Origin of the sequence: Dysgonomonas sp. HDW5A (assembly GCF_011299555.1) — a bacterium.
Taxonomy (GTDB): Bacteria; Bacteroidota; Bacteroidia; order Bacteroidales; family Dysgonomonadaceae; genus Dysgonomonas_A.
This window is the reverse complement of the sequence record NZ_CP049857.1, coordinates 678880-696541: the sequence shown is the minus strand read 5'-3', so window position 1 is coordinate 696541 and position 17662 is coordinate 678880. Positions and strand designations below refer to the sequence as shown.

Here is a 17662-nt window from a genome sequence, read left to right as displayed (position 1 = left end):
GAGCAATTATATTTTTAATAATTATGTCTAAAGGAAAATTAACAGGGATAAAGCGACAAACTAAATACTCGCCTAACCATATCGGTAATGATGGTACTATCTATAACCTCACAGCACAATGTTTGCGGGATATGGGTTATGATGTACAGGATTATACCGAGTCCGAATTTGTGTTAAGTGATATCAAGGATAAATATATTTTTGATATGGCTCGTGATAAGAGTACAATCAAATGGTTGAAACATCTAGAAGATACCGGTTCGGTAGTTATTAACTCTGCATATGGTATCGAAAATTGTACGCGAGGAAAAATGACACGTATGCTTATGGATAATAAGATACCTCATCCCGAAAGCATAATTATAGATTGTAACGAAGACCCTACAGAGTTGTTGGAGGAAATGGAAGCCAATGCCTACTGGATCAAAAGAGGAGACTTTCATGCCATTCACCGTGAAGACGTTGCTTTTGCCAGAAGTATTACCGAAGCTAGAGAAATATTAAAAGAATTTGCTTTCAGAGGAATACCTAATGCTGTTATAAATGAACATCTTGTAGGTGATTTGGTTAAGTTTTATGGAGTAGCTGATACAGATTTCTTTTATCATTTCTATCCATTCGACCTGAGTCACAGTAAATTTGGGCTAGAAGAAATAAACGGAGCGGCTAATCAGTATCCATTCTCGGTAGACGCTTTGAAAGAAGCATGCGATAAAGCAGGAGAGATTCTGAATATAAAAATATATGGCGGTGATTGTGTGGTTGCAAAAGACGGATCATTCAAAATTATAGATTTTAATGACTGGCCTAGTTTTGCCCCTTGTCGTGAGCAAGCTGCATCTAAAATTGCAGAGTGTATAGACAAGCATGTACAAAAGAATCTAAAATAACACAAACCCTAAATTAATGGAACAAAATAAACCATCTTTGGAGTCTACGCTCAAGTCGTCGGACACAGAAGAGTTTATCGATATTTATTTTTATCGCCCAATAGGTTATAGATGGGCGCTGCTCTTTCAGAAATTAGGAGTAACACCGAATGCAGTTACTATAGCGAGTATCTTTATTGGAGTAGGGTCGGGTATTTGTTTTTACTTTGATAATTTATGGCTTACTCTTTTAGGAATATTTTTACTTGTTTGGGCAAATTCGTTTGATAGTGCCGATGGACAATTGGCTCGCATGACCAAGCAGTTTTCAGCATTAGGTCGTGTATTGGACGGCTTTGCCGGAAATCTGTGGTTTATATCTATTTATATTGCCATTTGTATGCGCCTTTTCCCGGTATGGGGATGGAGTATTTGGGCTTTAGCTGTTATCACGGGATATTTCCATAGCAAACAAGCTTCCATGGCTGATTATTACAGGAATATACACTTGTTATTTTTGAAAGGAAAATCAGGTAGTGAATTAGACAATACAGCCGAACTGAGAGAGAAAAACGTGGAATTGACATGGGGGGCTAACTTCTGGGAGAAACTGGTTCTTACCTTTTACCTGAATTACACTAAAGGTCAGGAAAGCTGGTCGGCAAATTTTCAGGAAATGTTTAAACTATTGAAAAGCCGGTTTGGAGAAACTGCTCCGGAGCAATTTAGAGTTGCTTTCAGAGAAAAAAGCCTACCTTTGATGAAATGGACTAATATTTTGTCTTTCAATACTCGTGCAATAGCTTTGTTCGTTGCAGTACTTATTAAACAACCCTGGCTATACTTTGTTTTTGAGCTTGTAGTGCTTAATGTGATTTTAGTATATATGGTTTCGTGCCATGAGAAAATGTGCAAGACATTTACAAAGCAGATAGAGGAGGGGAAATATGAAGTTCAAAACACTATTTAAATATTTTAATTAAATAGTTGTTCTTCTTGAAAATGATAATAAAATCAGATGCAAATAAATATGTTTGAGCTAGAAAAAGTAAAAGGTATTATCTTCGATTACGGAGGTACAATTGACAGCAATGGTAAACATTGGGCTGAAGTATTATGGGAGGCTTATCAGGATATGGAAGTGCCTGTAACTAAAGAAGTCTTTCGTGAAGCCTTTGTATATGTTGAGCGCTATTTAGCTGTACACCCCGATGTGCAGCCGAATCATAACTTCTTCGAGTTACTGAAAATAAAGACTGACCTTCAGATTAGTTATTTGATCGAACAAAATATATTGGATAATAATGATAAAACATCAAGCTATTCTCTTGTTATTTCGACGCAATGTTATAACTTTGCCAAAGAGATTATAAGCAAAGAGAAAGTGATTTTGAATGCTTTACGTGAACGTTATCCAATGGTGCTAGTTTCTAATTTCTATGGAAATGTGCAAGCTGTATTAAAGGATTTCGGATTGCTTGATTTCTTTGATGATATTATTGAATCGGCTGTTGTAGGAGTTAGAAAGCCCGATCCTGCTATATTTGGTTTGGGTGTGGATAAGTTGAATCTTCCGGCTTCGAATATCGTCGTAATAGGCGATTCCCATGCAAAAGATATAGTACCGGCGTCAAAAAACGGATGTCAGACCATTTGGTTGAAAGGTCCGGGATGGGGCGATGATGAAGAAAATGCAACTGCTGATGTTATTATTACAGACTTTATGGAGTTGGAAGATATTTTTCAACTGAATTAAGGATATTAAAACTGTTATATTGTAGCAGTTCTTACCTAAGGCGTTAGATAAGATATTGAAAAGGTTATAAACCTTACTTGTATATTTTGGTAGTATTGTAGTGTTAGTTGTAATGTCAATTTCTAATAATGGAGACTAAATTTATTTAGTTGAAAAGCCCGGGTTGGGAGAATAAAATGGAAAGAGGCTTTCGCTGAAGCTATTCTATTATATGTGATTTTATGGATTCAGGTAATACTTACCTGATGAAATAACTTCACCAGTTTAAAGGATTGCTGCGGGTTGCAGTAAATTTTAAAATTAAAATTAAAAAATGGAAAAAGTACAAGTGAAAGAAGCCAAGGGAAAACTTGGAGTTCTTGTTGTCGGAGTTGGTGGTGCAGTAGCATCTACATTTATTGCAGGTACATTAATTTCTCGTAAGGGATTAGGTGTTCCTGTTGGTTCAATCACTCAATTAGCTACAATGCGTTTGGGTAAAAGAGAAGAAAACCGTTTCCCGAAGATTAAAGATGCAGTGCCTTTGGCTGATCTTAATGATATCGTTTTTGGAGGATGGGATCTTTTCGAAGATGATGTTTATAAAGCAGCTAAACATGCTGAAGTATTGACAGATGAAGATCTAAACAAAGTGAAAGATGAGCTTTCGGCTATCAAACCAATGAAAGCTGTATTCGATCAAAACTTTGTAAAAAGACTTCATGGTACATGGGTAAAACAAGCTCCTACTAAATGGGACTTGATGGAACAAGTAAGAGAAGATATCCGTAACTTCAAAAAAGAAAATAACTGCGATAGAATAGTTATGATCTGGTGCGGTAGTACAGAAGTATTTACTCCTCTTGGTGAAATCCACAAAAGCCTTTCTTCTTTCGAAAAAGCAGTAAAAGAAAATCATGCAGATATTGCTCCATCTAACTTATATGCTTATGCAGCTATTGCTGAAGGTGTAGGTTACATCAATGGTGCTCCTAACTTAACTGTTGACATTCCTGCAATGTGGGAATTCTCGGCACAAAAACAAGTTCCGATCTGTGGAAAAGACTTCAAGACTGGTCAAACTATGTTGAAGACTGTTCTTTCTCCTATGTTCAAGACTCGTATGTTAGGTCTTAGCGGATGGTTCTCTACAAATATTCTTGGAAATCGTGACGGAGAAGTTCTTGACGATCCAGGATCATTCAAAACAAAAGAAGAATCTAAACTATCAGTAATTGATAATATCCTTCAACCAGAATTGTATCCGGAACTTTATGGTAATGTTTACCACAAAGTACGTATCAACTATTATCCTCCTCGTAAGGACAATAAAGAAGGATGGGATAATATCGACTTGTTCGGATGGTTAGGTTATCCAATGCAATTGAAAGTGGATTTCCTTTGCCGTGACTCTATCCTTGCAGCTCCTTTGTGTCTTGACCTTGTGTTGTTCTCTGACCTTGCACAACGTGCAGGTATGAGCGGTATCCAAAGCTGGTTATCATTCTATTTCAAGAGCCCAATGCACGAAAAGAATCAGATTGCAGAGCACGATTTATTCATCCAATATGTGAAGTTAAAAAACACACTTCGCAAAATGATTGGTGAAGAAACTGTAGACTTTATCGACTAATATAGCATATCTATATAATTTGTAAGAAAGGAGGACTTAGTCCTCCTTTCTTTTTTCTCAACAGGCTTAAATATTACAGAAACCATAAGCTTCTTTACATGAGAATTTTAAGTGTGTGAGGAATATCTAGCTGAAAATATTTATTAAAAAAGTATCTAAATACTTGCATAATATAAAAAAGAGCCTTACTTTTGCAACGCATTAAAGCAATGGCTGCGTAGCTCAACTGAATAGAGTATCTGACTACGGATCAGAAGGTTCCAGGTTTGAATCCTGGCGCGGTCACAAAATAAAAGCTATAAAGTCTGTAAATCAACGATTTGCAGACTTTTGTTTTTAGGTACTTACAAAAGCACTTACCAAAACATCCTTAAATTAATCAATGAAAAAATAAATTTGAAAATTTGTATCGTTTATTTGCAGATGTAAAATAAATGTATATATCTTTGCAAAGAGAATTTGAGTCGAATTTCACATAGATGTGAGATTTGGCTTTTTTGTGTTTATATAGCTACCTCATATTTTTTAGTAAATACCTCCCCTCTTGCATGGATGCCTTTAAAAACAATTAGGCATTATGTTAACAACAATCACAATTTCAAAATCAGAATTATTAAGCCGATTAGTTTCGGTCAGCAAAATTATTTCTTCTAAACCGGCTACTCCTATAATGGAAAATATCCTATTGGACATCCAAGATGGTAGAGTCAAAATATCGGCAGCCGACTACTTGGGTCGGATGAATACTTCTATTGAAGGAATATTAACTGATAATAATATTACCTACTGTATTGAACCTAAATTAATAATTGAAGCTTTAAAAACACTACCGGAACAACCAATTACCATTACAATTGGTGAAGGTTATGGAATAGTAGTCAAATATAAAGGCGGAAAGTTCGAAATGACTGGCAAGCCGGCTGATGAATTCCCAAAAGATAAAGACACATCCAAAGCAATTAAACTTTCTATTCCAGCTAAAGTTCTTTTATCAGGTATTGAGAAAACTTGTTTTTGTTCAGCCAATGACGAGCTACGCCCTGTAATGAATGGTGTGTATTTTGATATATCAGCAGGACTGATCAATTTTGTTGCTTCTGATGGCCACAAATTGGCTTTAGCTGAATACACTGACGAATCCATAAACGAAACTATTAATTTTATCCTTCCTCAAAAAATAGCAACGATTCTAAAGAATGCTATATCACCGTCAGATGAATTAGTCGATATTTTTATAGATAACCGATTTGTTCGTCTCGAATATAATTCGGAGAGCATTGAAGCTACTTTAATCGAAGGTAAATATCCCAATTACCGCTCTGTTATTCCCCCCAATAATGATAAGTTTCTTTCTATTGGTGTACCTGAATTAAAAGGTGCATTGAAGCGTGTATCTGTATTCTCAAATCAGGCAAGCAGTTTGGTTAAGCTGCAGTTATCAAATAACCAGATTATGATATCGGGACAAGATATCGACTTTTCAACAGCAGCGGAAGAAATTGTTGCTTGCGAGTATAATAACGATCCACTAGCTATCGGTTTTAAAGGTCACTTTCTTTCAGAGCTAATAGCTGCTATTCCAACGTCTGATCTTCAAATGTCGTTCTCCGATCCAAGTCGGGCCACTCTCATTACTCCTATTGATAATAAATCAACCGATAAGTTAACCTATTTATTAATGCCAATGATGCTAAATGATTAAGAAATGAAAAAATTAGGATCATACAAAGGGTTTGAAATTTCAGTTGTCGTTATCAGTGATAATAACCAGAAATATACCGGTTATGTTGCCACAAGAACAGGAATCAGAATTGAATCTCCCAGCAACAACCCTCTAAATCGAAGAGCATTAAAGCAATCAATTAACGAATTAATAAGTAAGAGATAACAACCATGCTAAAAACAGAATTACAACGCAAGATAAAACTCATTCTCAAATTAGAGAATATCAATAAGGAAGAGAATGCAGGAGCCAAACAAGGTCTTGAAAAGGCTCTGGAGATACTAGAATCGAATCAACGTGATTTATCCGGATTGGATGAACTCGATACTACTCAAGCAAAAGCGATCGCAAAATTTGCAATTGACTTCAATAACCTACAGCATAACGGAGAATTCTTTGTCGCCCTTGGTGAATCAATTGAAGGGAAAATTCCTAACGAGAAATTCTACAAAAAGTTATGGAAGATTATGGACGAACAAAATAGAAACAATCATGGCAACAAGTAATAATTCAGTCAAAGACAAAATAAAGGCATACTTAGATAAGCGAGCAGAAGAAGATTCTCTCTTTGCTGTGACGTATGCAAAAGAAAACAAAAACATTGATGAATGTTTCTCTTACATCATGGGAGAAGTCCTCAAAGCTAGTGTAAATATTAATAGAGGTACCAAAGGTTGTCAAATGGACGATGACGAAGTATATAGCATGGCGGTTCACTATTATGATGAGGACGATATTAAGATTAGTAAACTTCCTGCGAACGTGAAATCCGTAGCTAGTAATTCGGCTCCCAAAACAGAGGTTAAGAAAGAAGCTCCCAAAGCTAAGATCAAGCCTAAGAAGAAAGAAGATGTTGGACAATTAAGCTTGTTTTGATTATGGAAGAGTTTAAAGGAAAAACGATTTATAATCCATCTGGTAAAGCCGGGGAGTATAGTTATTGGGCTTGCAACTTCTATGTAGGTTGTTCAGTAGGTTGCGAATATTGCTACTTAAGAAAAGGACGTGGAGCCAAAATACTAGGTGGTGATACTCCAAAATTAAAGAGTTGCTTCAAAAGTGAAGCTCACGCCTTGGAAGTATTTGTAAAGGAAGCAAAACAAAATATAACCGAGTTGCAAAGACATGGCTTATTCTTCTCTTTCACAACTGATCCAATGCTGAAAGAAACTTTGGGTTTGACTAATGGAGCAACTGGATTTTGCACACACAACCAAATACCTGTTAAAATATTAACTAAATGTACAGAATGGGTTGATGAATTTTTAAGTGATGGAAATATTGCCTCGTCTTATCTTAGAAAATATTACGCTTTCGGCTTCACTCTTACGGGTCACGACGAATTAGAGCCTAACGCATCTACTAACGCTGAACGTATCAATGCGATGAAGAAGCTATACGATGCAGGTTTTAAAACATTCGCTTCTATTGAACCAATCGTTGATATTGAGTCATCTGCAAAAATGATAAAGGAAACTTATGGTTATTGCGATTTATATAAGATTGGGCTAATGTCTGGGCAAAAATATGCTTGGCAGAATTTACGAAGCCTAATGTTAATGTGCTATAGGCATATAGAAGCTAAATTCTATTTCAAAGATTCTTTTCTCAAGCAAGCAGGAATAGAAAGAAGCAATCTTCCTAACAATTGTGTGAATCGTGATTATAACCTATTCATAAAGGAGGTTCAGCCATGAAACCACGTACAAAAATGCACCATCGAGTTCTAGGACTAAGTAAGAATTACCTATTTAATGTCGAAAATAAAATGTTATCATGGGCCAAAGTCGAATGCTTAGATCATAAAGGCTATGCTACCAAATCAAGAGTAATCTGCATGGATTGCGGTAATACCTTTTCTCCTACACTTGTAAGTCGTAAACGGGCTGTCTGTCCTCATTGTAATACTAAGATTAAAGTGGAGCAATCAAGAAAAAGCACTGATAAGCAAAAAACTTATATTGCTATAGCTGAGATATGTGACGAATTTCAAGTAATACGAAACTTTGAGCTGTTCGCATATTACAAAGTGGGAAAGCCTGTTCACTATTTTATCTCTGAGATACTACAACACTGGATATTACCAAATGGAAAAAGAGAAGTAGTAGCACGCAGACATACAGTAAATTGGTATTGCGATTCGTGGGGTGGATATATGGAGATTCAGAATAAAAGTGATGAACGAAAATATGACGTATATCCGCAAAAGTTTCACCCCGATTCAATATTCAAAACTGAGTATCAAAAGTATGGTATAAATCACAACTTAGAGGGTCTTACTTTTTTAGAAGCAGTTAAGATTGTACCAGACAATTCAAAGGCAGAGACACTCCTAAAAGCAAAGCGATATGATTTATTAGGTTGCTACAGTGATTATAATTTGAAGCACGGAATTTATAACTATTGGTCATCAATTAAGATTTGCTTGAGAAATAAGTATAAGATCAAAGATATAAAGATGTGGTTTGACTATCTCGATCTTCTTCAATATTTAAGAAAGGATCTGCATAATGCTTTTTATGTATGCCCTAAAAACTTGAAAAAAGAACACGATTTGTTAGTGGCCAAAAAAAAGCGTCAACGTGATAAAGAAGATGCAGAACTTAAACGAGAAAAATTACTTAAAGATGAAAAAGTCTTTTTGAAACTCAAAGCCATATTCTCGGGAATTGTTTTCACGGATGGAAAGATTAAAGTTCGAGTATTAGAAAGCGTGAAAGAACACATTGAAGAGGGCGATGCCTTACACCATTGCGTCAGCTCTTATGCCCTAAAAGAAGATTCCCTTATTTTATCAGCCAAGATAAGAGGCAAGCGAATTGAAACGGTTGAAGTTTCACTCAAGAAACTAAAGGTAGTTCAATGCCGTGGCTTGCAGAATAAAAATACAGAGTACCACGATCGTATTATTGAGCTTGTAAATAAGAATATGCATTTAATCAAAGAGCGTCTTAAACCTAAACGCAAGAAAGATGGAACTAAAAAGAATGTCACTGCAGCAGCTTAAGCATGGTGTAATTCGTTGCGAGGCTAGATTATCCGGTGTTCTCCAGTTTGGCTTGATGAAGAACGAAACATTCACCCGTGAAGCCTTGAGAGAGTACCAGAATGAGCTTGATAAGAGAAAACAAACAGAATTAGATTTTAAGTAAGATATAGATATGGCAGCAATATTGAAAATAAAAGATTTAAACAATTCTATTGAATTTAGTTTAGAGCATGATTGTATGAGTGTCAGGACATTTAACGAAGATGAAGATGGTCTTATTTCACCAAATTCAGAAATACAGTTTGATAAATCTGAGGTAAACGAGTTGATAGAGTTTTTGCAAAAGAGCTTACCTAAATTATAATATTCGATAATGGCAAAGAAAGAGAACTTACTATCAAACTTTATTCCGTTAAATCGAGAGCTATTTGAGCACTATCTATGGTGCGAGGAGCGTGAATATTCGAGGTTCGAGGCTTGGCTTTTCTTACTGAAAGAGGCAAGATTTGAGGACACGAAAGTACTCGATAAGGGAAAGCTTGTAATAGTAAAGCGGGGACAGATCTATGCCTCTATTCGTTTTCTAGCCACAGCCTTTGGATGGTCTACTAAAAAGGTCGGTAATTATATTCAGATGCTTGAAACTGATAAAATGATTAAGCGTGAAACAGTGAAAGAAACAGGTCAGAGCGTCTTAACTGTCTGTAATTACGATAAATATAATACTATTGTGAGTGAAAAGGAAACAGTCAGGAAACAGCAAGGAAACGCAGAGGAAACAAAATCTAATACTGTTAATACTGTTACTAAAGAAATACTCTCTATCGAGAGTATTCAGAAAGAGCCACACGGCTCTTCACCCTCACATACGGATTATGAGAAATTCAAAGATTGGCTATCGCGTAAAGCTCCATATTGCTCAAATCCTAAAAATTTCCCTTCCCAAATAACAGGGGATGAGTTTTTAAAGCTAAAAAGTAATTACACAGGACAACAGATCGCGAATATCATTGAACAGATCGAAAACAGGAAAGATCTGAGAAAGAGATACACGAATCTGTATCGAACAGTTCTAAATTGGTTAAAGAAAGAAGATGAGAAATCAAAACAAGAAACAATACAACAACGCACTCTACCAGCCTATGTCGACTAATGAACTAGGCAAAATACAACCTCAGGCAATAGAGCTTGAAGAAGCAGTACTCGGTGCATTGCTGATAGAATCAAAGGCGTATCAGGAAATTGAAGATATATTAACCCCGAATGATTTTTATTCCGAGAAGAATCAAATCATTTACAAAGCGATTGTAAGCCTTTCTGTAAAACGTAATCCTATTGATATGCTTACAGTTGTTCAGGAGCTAAAAAGCAGCGGTGAACTAGATGTTATCGGAGGGCCTTTATACATCGCAGATCTTTCAGATAAAATCGCATCTTCTGCACATATCATTTATCACGCTCAGATAATCAATCAAAAAGCAAAATCCAGAAAGCTGATTCGTATAGCTTCCGAACTGTCAGTAAAAGCCTATGACGAAACATTGGATGTAGAGGAGACACTTGAGGAGCTTGAAATGTCATTGACTGAATTAGCTTCTAATTCAAGTGATTGTCAGTCTGTATCAATGGGTGAAGCTTTAACCGAAGCAATGGAAACGGCATCCAAGACTCAGGAATTAAGAGAAAAAGGTATACAGGTAGCAATACCTACAGGCCTTAATACGCTTAATGATATACTTGCAGGTGGATGGTCTGCCCCCGATTTAATCATTCTTGGAGCTCGTCCAAGTATGGGTAAGACACAGCATTCTCTTTCATTTGCAAAAGCAGCAGCCGAAGCAGGAAAAGAAGTTTTGTTTGTATCAATTGAAATGAAAAGAACCCAGCTGGTCAATCGTTATTTGCTCGAAGATGATCGTATTAACAGCCGTCACTTAAAAAGCGGACAAATGAGTACGGAGGAGTGGTCGGCAATGGATGAAAGAGCCGGTCAATTGTGGAATCTGAAACTTAACATTGCCGATCATCACAATATCCGCTATATCAATAATCTTAAATCAGAGGCCCGAAGATTGAAACGAAAAGGGAAGTTACAGATGATGATTGTTGACTACTTGGGTTTGATCCGTACAAATATGAAGTTTCAATCCAGGCAGTTAGAAATTGGATATATCACCGGAGAATTGAAGAACCTTGCTAAAGAACTAGATATTCCGATCATCTTACTTTCTCAGCTAAACAGGCCAATGAAAGGAACCGCCATAAAAGAACCACAACTGGAGGACTTAAGAGAGTCTGGAGACATAGAGCAGGATGCAGACATTGTTCTTTTCATTCATAAGCCTGATTACTATAACCCCGACGTACAAGACAGTAAAGGTGTTCTTTGGAAAGGAAGAGGTAAACTTATTTTATCTAAATATCGAGAAGGAGCACGCAATCAACCGATCATCTTCCATCACGATAACCGATACAAGAAAATTTGGGATAATGGAGTAAGTCAGTCTTCGGCTGATGAATATATACCTCCTGTAATATCGCCAAATACAGATTTTCAAGATCAAAAAGGAGATACACCGTTTTAAATCAGACAACAGATGGCAAATCAAATAATAAATAAATATATTTCCGAAAGGTATGATCGCTGGCTCGATTATGCCCGCTATCATTGTTCCCATGCAAATATGGATGATGAAGCCATCGACGTGTTGAATGAAGTACTGGCTATGTTATTGGAAAAATTAAAATCCAATCAATCATATATCTTACAACTCTACGAGAGTAAAAAAGGACAATACACGGAGCTTGATTTCTATATTCTGCAAATGATAAAGCTGAATATTACCTCTGAAACATCACCCTATCGTCATAAGTATAAACCTATTCCGGTGGATGATAATATCGACTTTCAATGGGTAGATCTTATAGACGATCCCGACAATGAACCTGATCGATCAGGAGAGATCTTAGATCAAATGCACATTGTCAGAGATGCCTTTGATAGTTTAAACTTATCAGAGAAAGCAAAGCATGTATTCTCTTGGAAGTTCTTTGAATGTAATAGATTTTCAGAATGGGAAGGACCAGAAGATAAAAAAGACCTGTATGATATTTACAACCGGGTACTGGAATTGATAAAAAGTAAAATCAATGGAGAAAGTTTATTTTGAAGTGTTTATCGTATATTTATATAAAAAATAGTTAGTTATGAGTTGGGTAATAATTAAAAAAGAAAATGACCTCTGGAATATTTGGAGTACAAATACAGATGGTTATATACTCGGAAATGATTGTTCTTTAGATGAGTTGGAAATCATTGTTGCTTCAGAGGAAATAGAAGCAACAAAGCAAAGGGTAAAGAGAAAATTTGATCTTATAAAACAAGGAAATAAGTTGCATTTTAAAACTGAGGATGAGTTATGAAAAGGGTATTGTTAAATAGTGATCTACTGAATGATACAGAATCAATATATTTTCAGATAGATAAGTTTGAGTTTTGGAAGTTCCCAAAGAATAATGTTATTGATACATTAGTATTTATTTGTGACTGTATAAAAGAATTAGAAATTAGAGGCATAGAGTATAGAAATATGTTTATCCCTATGAATATCTATAATAATGCAGTAGTTGATATTCATAAATCGCCGTTCTATACTCTAACAGATTCTTTTGATGATGCTCTTAAACAACATGGAATAGTACCTATGTACACTGTTTATATTCCAGATTGCCTAAAAGACCAATATAAAGTATAATATCTCAGCCTTTTATATTTTACCAATAAAAGGCATGTCAGAATTAAAGTTTGATCCTAAGAACTACCGTATACACGGAGAAAAGAATAAAAGGCTTATACAAAAGAGCCTAGTCGATTGCGGAGCCGGCCGTTCGATACTAATTGATAAAGAAGATTGCATCATTGCCGGCAATGGAGTTTACGAACAGGCACAAGAGTTAGGTTTGAAAATTCGTATTATCGAATCAGACGGAGCTGAATTAATTGCCATCAAGAGAACAGACCTCAAAACAGGTGATGCAAGGCGTAAAGCGTTGGCTCTTGCTGATAATCATACCAATGATACATCGGTCTTTGACATGGAAGCAGTGATGGAAGATTTTACCCCTAATGAACTTGATCTCTGGGAATTCAGTATTGACGTTTCTTCTTTGGATATTGGCGTAGAATCCGAGAATAAAGAAACATCAAATAATAATCTTTATACGAATAAGATTACAACACCTGAATATCTGCCAAAGAATGAAAAGCCTGTTATCTCTGATCTTTTCGATATGGATAAATATAACGAGCTTGTATCTAAAATCGAAATATCAAATCTTAGTAATGAAGATAAGAAGTTCCTTGTATGTGCAGCATCACGTCATATCGTCTTTAATTATGAAAAAATAGCTGACTTTTATGCAAACTCAGATAAGGAGGTTCAAGAACTCATGGAAGATTCAGCACTGGTGATTATAGATTTCGATTCGGCCATGTCGAAAGGCTTTGTAAAGTTAACTCAAGCTATTGACGAACAATATGACATTGACCATGAAGAATAAAGATTTTGCCGTATTCATACTAACTCATGGGAGGCCTACTAAAGTGCATACATATAGTTCACTCCTCAAATGTGGATATACAGGACGTATCTATATTGTTATCGATAATGAGGACATACAAGCGGAAGCCTATAAGCAGGCATACGGAGATAAGGTGATCGTATTCGATAAAAAAGCTATATCTGATACATTTGATGAAGGAGATAATTTCGAAGATAGGCGGGCAATTGTATATGCCAGGAATGCATGTTTTGAAATTGCAAAGAATCTCGGAATAAAGTACTTCATGCAGCTAGATGATGATTATACAGCATTCTCTTACAGATTCACCTCAAAAGGAAAATATCTTCATCGATCCATGAAAAATATTGATGTAATCTTTGATGCTATGCTCGACTACTATAAGACTATTAATGTAAAGAGTATCGCTATGGCCCAAAGTGGTGATTTTATAGGAGGGGAGAATGGGCAATTCGGAAAAGGCAGGAAACTGTTTCGAAAGTGTATGAATACTTTTCTTTGTTCAACGGATCGACCTTTTCAGTTTGTAGGTAGAATCAATGAAGACGTTAATACATATACAAATGTTCAGAGTCGTGGAAATGTTTTCCTTACTCTATCCAATATAGCAATAAACCAATTATCGACACAATCGAACTCCGGAGGAATGACAGAACTTTATCTCGACTCAGGTACATACGTGAAAAGCTTTTACACGGTGATGTATGCACCCTCATGTTGTAAGATTGTACCAATGGGAGAAACACACAGGAGATTGCACCATCGGATAAGTTGGAAGAATGCCGTTCCTGTTATAATTAATGAATCGCATAAAAAGAAATAAAGAAATAGTAATAACTTTGACGGAAAATAAAACGATCCGTCATGAAAGAAACCCCACTTATGATATACAAAAAAGTTTTGGAGAACAGGCTTGCCCGTAAGAAAGAAGAGTTGACGGAGATAGAAAGCCAGGCTGAGGGTTTAGCAACAGCTGTAGATAAACGCAAGTTCATTGAGCTAAAAGCTGCAGTTAATGAATTAGAAATTTGTATCGATATGGCGGATGCAATGGCAAAGATGGAGGAATAAAAAATGAGCAAGTTTATTCTATTTTATGATGAGATCAAAGAGTTATCCCTTGAAGAATTGCATATTGAAATACTTAGAACAGACCGAATAAAGGTAAAAGAATTAAAACTTGTTGACCTGCTTCATAACAATAGAAGTTTATTAGGCGTATATGTATTTTTTGATGAGAATAATAACATTGTTTATATCGGAAAGTCAAGTAGTCGAGCTATATTAGAAAGACTGGCCGGTCATTTAGACCCTCGTCCTCTTTCATTCTTTAATAATTTACTTTGTACAATGACTGGTAAGCCTAAGAAGCTAATTGTGCATGAAGATATGGATGTCGTATATGAAAAAATGATTAATTTTGACTTCTTATTCATTCAATTCCCAGACCATTTGCGAAATGTTATAGATAAAGTAGAGAAATATTTAGTTATGAATTCTGATAAATTCCACAATAAAAGACGAAGCTGGATCGACATAAATCCCCAAATGTTGATTAAAGATATTCCAAACAGTAAATAATACCCTTATATAGTTTAAAGAGGAGTTACCTAAAAAGTAGCTCCTCTTTATATTTTAGGGTAAAGCAGTTACTCTATGGCAAAGTATAATAAGAAGATAGTTGACAATATCTGTAGCATGATAAGTACAGACAGCTATACGATTGCTGAGATTTGCGAAAAGGTGAAGATTTCAGAACGAACTTATTATGATTGGCAATCTAAAAATGCAGATTTTGCAGATGCTATAAAAAAGGCTCAGGATAAGTTTAATGAACTGCTCGTTGTCGAAGCCAAGAAATCACTTGTTAAGATGCTTCGTGGATATACAGTGGATGAAACACGAACCGTTACTACTGATACAGGCAATAAAGACGATAATGGTAAAGCTATCGTCAAAGTAAAAGAGCATGTCGTTACAAAGAAGCATTACCAGCCTAATCCCACACTTGTAATATTCACCCTTACGAACCAAGATTCTGATAACTGGAAGAACAGACAGGAGAATAAACTATCCGGAGAAGTAGGTATAAAAAGTAGCTTGGAAGCTCTATCGGATGAAGAACTGCAAAATATAGTCGATGGAAAAACTGAGTGAAAGAGAAATATTAATTCGTAAAGCAGAAGCGGCAATCATACTGCGAAAGCGAGAGGCCAGAAATGAATTCTGGTCTTATTGCTTGTATATGGACCCTTCGTTCTTTGTTAAGCGGCCTTTCCTAAAAAAGGTAGCCGAAGCATATATGCGTGTTTTTATTTCTTTCTCCAATAACACTACTTATCGACTTGCTGTGAGTATGCCACCCCGTGCAGGTAAGTCTTATCTTTCATCTCTTTTCATTAGTTGGATGTTCGGACACTTCCCTGAAGAATCAGTCATGCGTAACTGTTGTGCCGATCCACTGTATAATAAACTATCCTATGATACCCGTGATATAGTAAAATCAAGAAAGTACCGAGAAGTATTCCCGGAGATCAAGCTCAAAGCAGATAAACAAAACGTTCATGGCTGGAGTATAGAGGGGGCACGCCAAGTAAGCTATTTCGGAGCGGGTGTTGGTGGTACAGTTATCGGGTTCGGAGCTTCGATGCTTGCAATGACCGATGACTTATATAAATCACTCGAAGACGCTCTTTCTGATAATAACAATGAAAAGACTTGGAGCTGGTTTCAAGGTACACACGATTCTCGTACTGAGGGTAACTGCTGTTGTATTGATATTGGTACTCGTTGGTCCGCTAGTGATGTGTTGGGGCGTCTGGAAGAATCAAGAGAGGGTAAGTATTACCATGAGATTATCCGTATATCGGCATTAGACGAGAACGAACAGTCTTTCTGCGAAGATGTACACACTACTGAATATTACTTAGACAAGAAAGCTGAAACCGACGAGAGTATTTGGGAGGCTGAGTATCAACAGAACCCAGTTGAATTAAAAGGATTGCTATTCCCTAAATCAGAACTCAAACGATTCAAAAAAGCAGATATCAAAGGGCGTGTTCCCGATGGTAAGATTGCATCGACTGACGTAGCCGATGAGGGAGACGATTATTTCAGTTCTCCTTTTGCAAAGGTATTCGGATCAGAGCTATTTATCACAGAAGCATTATTTACGAAAGATGCTGTTGAGATAACCGGTCCTCGATTGGCTCAAGCGATTATAGACTTTAAACTCGATCAGATGCGATGCGAGTCCAATAATGGAGGTAAGATATTTGCTAATGATGTACGTAGAATCGTTAAAGAGACCGATAAGCTTAATAAAGTTATCATACAGGCTCGACCAACTACAAAGAACAAGCAAACCCGAATCCTTATGAAGTCTGGTTGGATAAAAGCACATTGTCATTTCTTAGACGAATCGGAATATAGTAAAGGGTCTGACTACTGGTGGTTCATGAAGTGGCTTACTTCTTACAAGAAAGAAGGCGGCAATAAACACGATGACGCACCGGATAGTTTAACGATCCTAGCTGAATTCTTTGAATCTATCAAAGGCAATATCAAAGGTGAACAACAAAGACAGGTTGCTAGGGGGACAGGAGTGAGGTAATTATTTGTTCTCTCCTAAATACTCGTATTTTTCTATTTGATCTTCATCAATAGGAGTTTTATTTACATTTCCTTTATGCATCTCGTGAAAACGACCATTAATAACTAAAGCTATTGTATATCCTTCTACTCCTTTTAACCACACTTGATAAATTGAATTCTCTTTTCTCATAACATTTAGATTTAAAATATATCTCGTAAAGGTAAAAGTTTTTTCCATTTATATATTATATCAAATGAGGATGTGGCGGAATTGGTATACGCTGATGATACTAAGCCCTACATGTTGTCCGGAGGCTGCGATCTTTACTATGAAAGTAGATGATAATGCCCGAAGAAATATCCGGTGTGGGGCGTACAGGTTCAAGTCCTGTCATCCTCCCAAACATTTTTGATGGAAAGGGTACGTGAAAGTAAAGTCTGTTTTAGTTGCAAATATAGCATCTTTATTTCGAAAGTAGCTAATTCGATAGCGTACCCGCAGTAATAAGATAGGCAATGCAGAAATGTGTTGCCTATT

Annotated in this window: 24 protein-coding genes and 2 tRNA genes; 25 read left to right on the top strand and 1 reads right to left on the bottom strand. The window is 36.3% G+C overall.

Translation table 11 applies throughout. From position 1 onward, the window contains the following. Positions 1–23: 23 nt before the first annotated feature. The 24 genes from G7050_RS02895 to terL all read left to right on the top strand — a co-directional run bounded on the left by G7050_RS02895 (position 24) and on the right by terL (position 17143). Positions 24–890 (top strand): hypothetical protein, encoded by an 867-nt coding sequence (locus G7050_RS02895; protein ID WP_166110946.1) that lies wholly within the window; start codon positions 24–26, stop codon positions 888–890. 16 nt (positions 891–906) lie between these two features. Continuing rightward, on the top strand, positions 907–1839 hold the full coding sequence (locus G7050_RS02890) for a CDP-alcohol phosphatidyltransferase family protein (protein WP_166110944.1): 933 nt from the start codon (positions 907–909) through the stop codon (positions 1837–1839). A gap of 60 nt (positions 1840–1899) precedes the next feature. Continuing rightward, positions 1900–2625 carry an HAD family hydrolase gene (locus G7050_RS02885; RefSeq protein WP_166110941.1) on the top strand — a complete coding sequence of 242 codons (726 nt, stop codon included), beginning with the start codon at positions 1900–1902 and terminating at the stop codon, positions 2623–2625. Positions 2626–2938: 313 nt separating this feature from the next. Continuing rightward, positions 2939–4237: an inositol-3-phosphate synthase gene (locus G7050_RS02880; protein WP_166110938.1), complete on the top strand. Its 1299-nt coding sequence runs from the start codon at positions 2939–2941 to the stop codon at positions 4235–4237. Between the two features lie 211 nt (positions 4238–4448). Continuing rightward, positions 4449–4522 (top strand) — tRNA-Arg (locus tag G7050_RS02875). 292 nt (positions 4523–4814) lie between these two features. Next, positions 4815–5939 carry a DNA polymerase III subunit beta gene (gene dnaN / locus G7050_RS02870; protein WP_166110935.1) on the top strand — a complete coding sequence of 375 codons (1125 nt, stop codon included), beginning with the start codon at positions 4815–4817 and terminating at the stop codon, positions 5937–5939. Between the two features lie 3 nt (positions 5940–5942). Beyond that, positions 5943–6125: a hypothetical protein gene (locus tag G7050_RS02865; protein ID WP_166110933.1), complete on the top strand. Its 183-nt coding sequence runs from the start codon at positions 5943–5945 to the stop codon at positions 6123–6125. A 5-nt stretch (positions 6126–6130) separates the two neighbouring features. Then, positions 6131–6466 (top strand): hypothetical protein, encoded by a 336-nt coding sequence (locus tag G7050_RS02860; RefSeq protein ID WP_166110930.1) that lies wholly within the window; start codon positions 6131–6133, stop codon positions 6464–6466. Continuing rightward, positions 6453–6836, top strand: a complete 384-nt coding sequence (locus G7050_RS02855) for a Cas9 inhibitor AcrIIA9 family protein (protein ID WP_166110927.1) — start codon at positions 6453–6455, stop codon at positions 6834–6836. Before G7050_RS02860 ends, G7050_RS02855 begins: the two co-directional genes overlap by 14 nt. A gap of 2 nt (positions 6837–6838) precedes the next feature. Then, entirely contained in the window at positions 6839–7657 is an 819-nt protein-coding gene (locus tag G7050_RS02850; protein ID WP_166110924.1) for a hypothetical protein, read from the top strand. Then, complete coding sequence (locus tag G7050_RS02845) at positions 7654–8967, top strand: PcfJ domain-containing protein (protein ID WP_166110921.1); 1314 nt, start codon at positions 7654–7656, stop codon at positions 8965–8967. Before G7050_RS02850 ends, G7050_RS02845 begins: the two co-directional genes overlap by 4 nt. After that, positions 8948–9112 (top strand): hypothetical protein, encoded by a 165-nt coding sequence (locus tag G7050_RS02840; protein ID WP_166110918.1) that lies wholly within the window; start codon positions 8948–8950, stop codon positions 9110–9112. The genes G7050_RS02845 and G7050_RS02840 overlap by 20 nt, the downstream gene beginning before the upstream one ends. Positions 9113–9121: 9 nt before the next feature. Next, entirely contained in the window at positions 9122–9313 is a 192-nt protein-coding gene (locus G7050_RS02835) for a hypothetical protein (protein ID WP_166110915.1), read from the top strand. 9 nt (positions 9314–9322) lie between these two features. Next, entirely contained in the window at positions 9323–10102 is a 780-nt protein-coding gene (locus G7050_RS17860; protein ID WP_255499247.1) for a hypothetical protein, read from the top strand. Beyond that, the gene (locus G7050_RS02825; RefSeq protein WP_166110912.1) at positions 10044–11534 is read left to right on the top strand and encodes a replicative DNA helicase; all 1491 of its coding nucleotides are present in this window, start codon (positions 10044–10046) and stop codon (positions 11532–11534) included. Before G7050_RS17860 ends, G7050_RS02825 begins: the two co-directional genes overlap by 59 nt. A 12-nt stretch (positions 11535–11546) precedes the next feature. Further along, a complete protein-coding gene (locus tag G7050_RS02820; RefSeq protein ID WP_166110909.1) occupies positions 11547–12119 on the top strand; it encodes a hypothetical protein in 573 nt (190 codons plus the stop codon). Between the two features lie 37 nt (positions 12120–12156). Further along, on the top strand, positions 12157–12372 hold the full coding sequence (locus tag G7050_RS02815) for a hypothetical protein (RefSeq protein ID WP_166110906.1): 216 nt from the start codon (positions 12157–12159) through the stop codon (positions 12370–12372). Then, positions 12369–12704, top strand: coding sequence for a hypothetical protein (locus G7050_RS02810; RefSeq protein ID WP_166110903.1), 336 nt, complete (start codon positions 12369–12371; stop codon positions 12702–12704). Before G7050_RS02815 ends, G7050_RS02810 begins: the two co-directional genes overlap by 4 nt. Positions 12705–12738: 34 nt before the next feature. Further along, complete coding sequence (locus G7050_RS17855; protein WP_255499246.1) at positions 12739–13509, top strand: hypothetical protein; 771 nt, start codon at positions 12739–12741, stop codon at positions 13507–13509. Then, positions 13499–14353, top strand: a complete 855-nt coding sequence (locus G7050_RS02800; RefSeq protein ID WP_166110900.1) for a hypothetical protein — start codon at positions 13499–13501, stop codon at positions 14351–14353. The genes G7050_RS17855 and G7050_RS02800 overlap by 11 nt, the downstream gene beginning before the upstream one ends. Before the next feature lie 41 nt (positions 14354–14394). Further along, entirely contained in the window at positions 14395–14601 is a 207-nt protein-coding gene (locus tag G7050_RS02795) for a hypothetical protein (RefSeq protein ID WP_166110897.1), read from the top strand. Between the two features lie 3 nt (positions 14602–14604). Next, positions 14605–15111, top strand: coding sequence for a hypothetical protein (locus G7050_RS02790; protein ID WP_166110894.1), 507 nt, complete (start codon positions 14605–14607; stop codon positions 15109–15111). Between the two features lie 75 nt (positions 15112–15186). Further along, positions 15187–15687 carry a phBC6A51 family helix-turn-helix protein gene (locus G7050_RS02785; protein WP_166110891.1) on the top strand — a complete coding sequence of 167 codons (501 nt, stop codon included), beginning with the start codon at positions 15187–15189 and terminating at the stop codon, positions 15685–15687. Next, on the top strand, positions 15671–17143 hold the full coding sequence (gene terL / locus G7050_RS02780) for a phage terminase large subunit (protein WP_166110888.1): 1473 nt from the start codon (positions 15671–15673) through the stop codon (positions 17141–17143). Before G7050_RS02785 ends, terL begins: the two co-directional genes overlap by 17 nt. Here terL and G7050_RS02775 read toward each other — a convergent pair whose 3' ends face one another. Next, on the bottom strand, positions 17144–17314 hold the full coding sequence (locus G7050_RS02775; protein WP_166110885.1) for a hypothetical protein: 171 nt from the start codon (positions 17312–17314) through the stop codon (positions 17144–17146). 66 nt (positions 17315–17380) lie between these two features. Between G7050_RS02775 and G7050_RS02770 the strand changes: the two genes are divergently transcribed. Next, positions 17381–17524: transfer RNA gene (locus tag G7050_RS02770), tRNA-OTHER, on the top strand. The last annotated feature ends 138 nt before the right edge of the window (positions 17525–17662 follow it).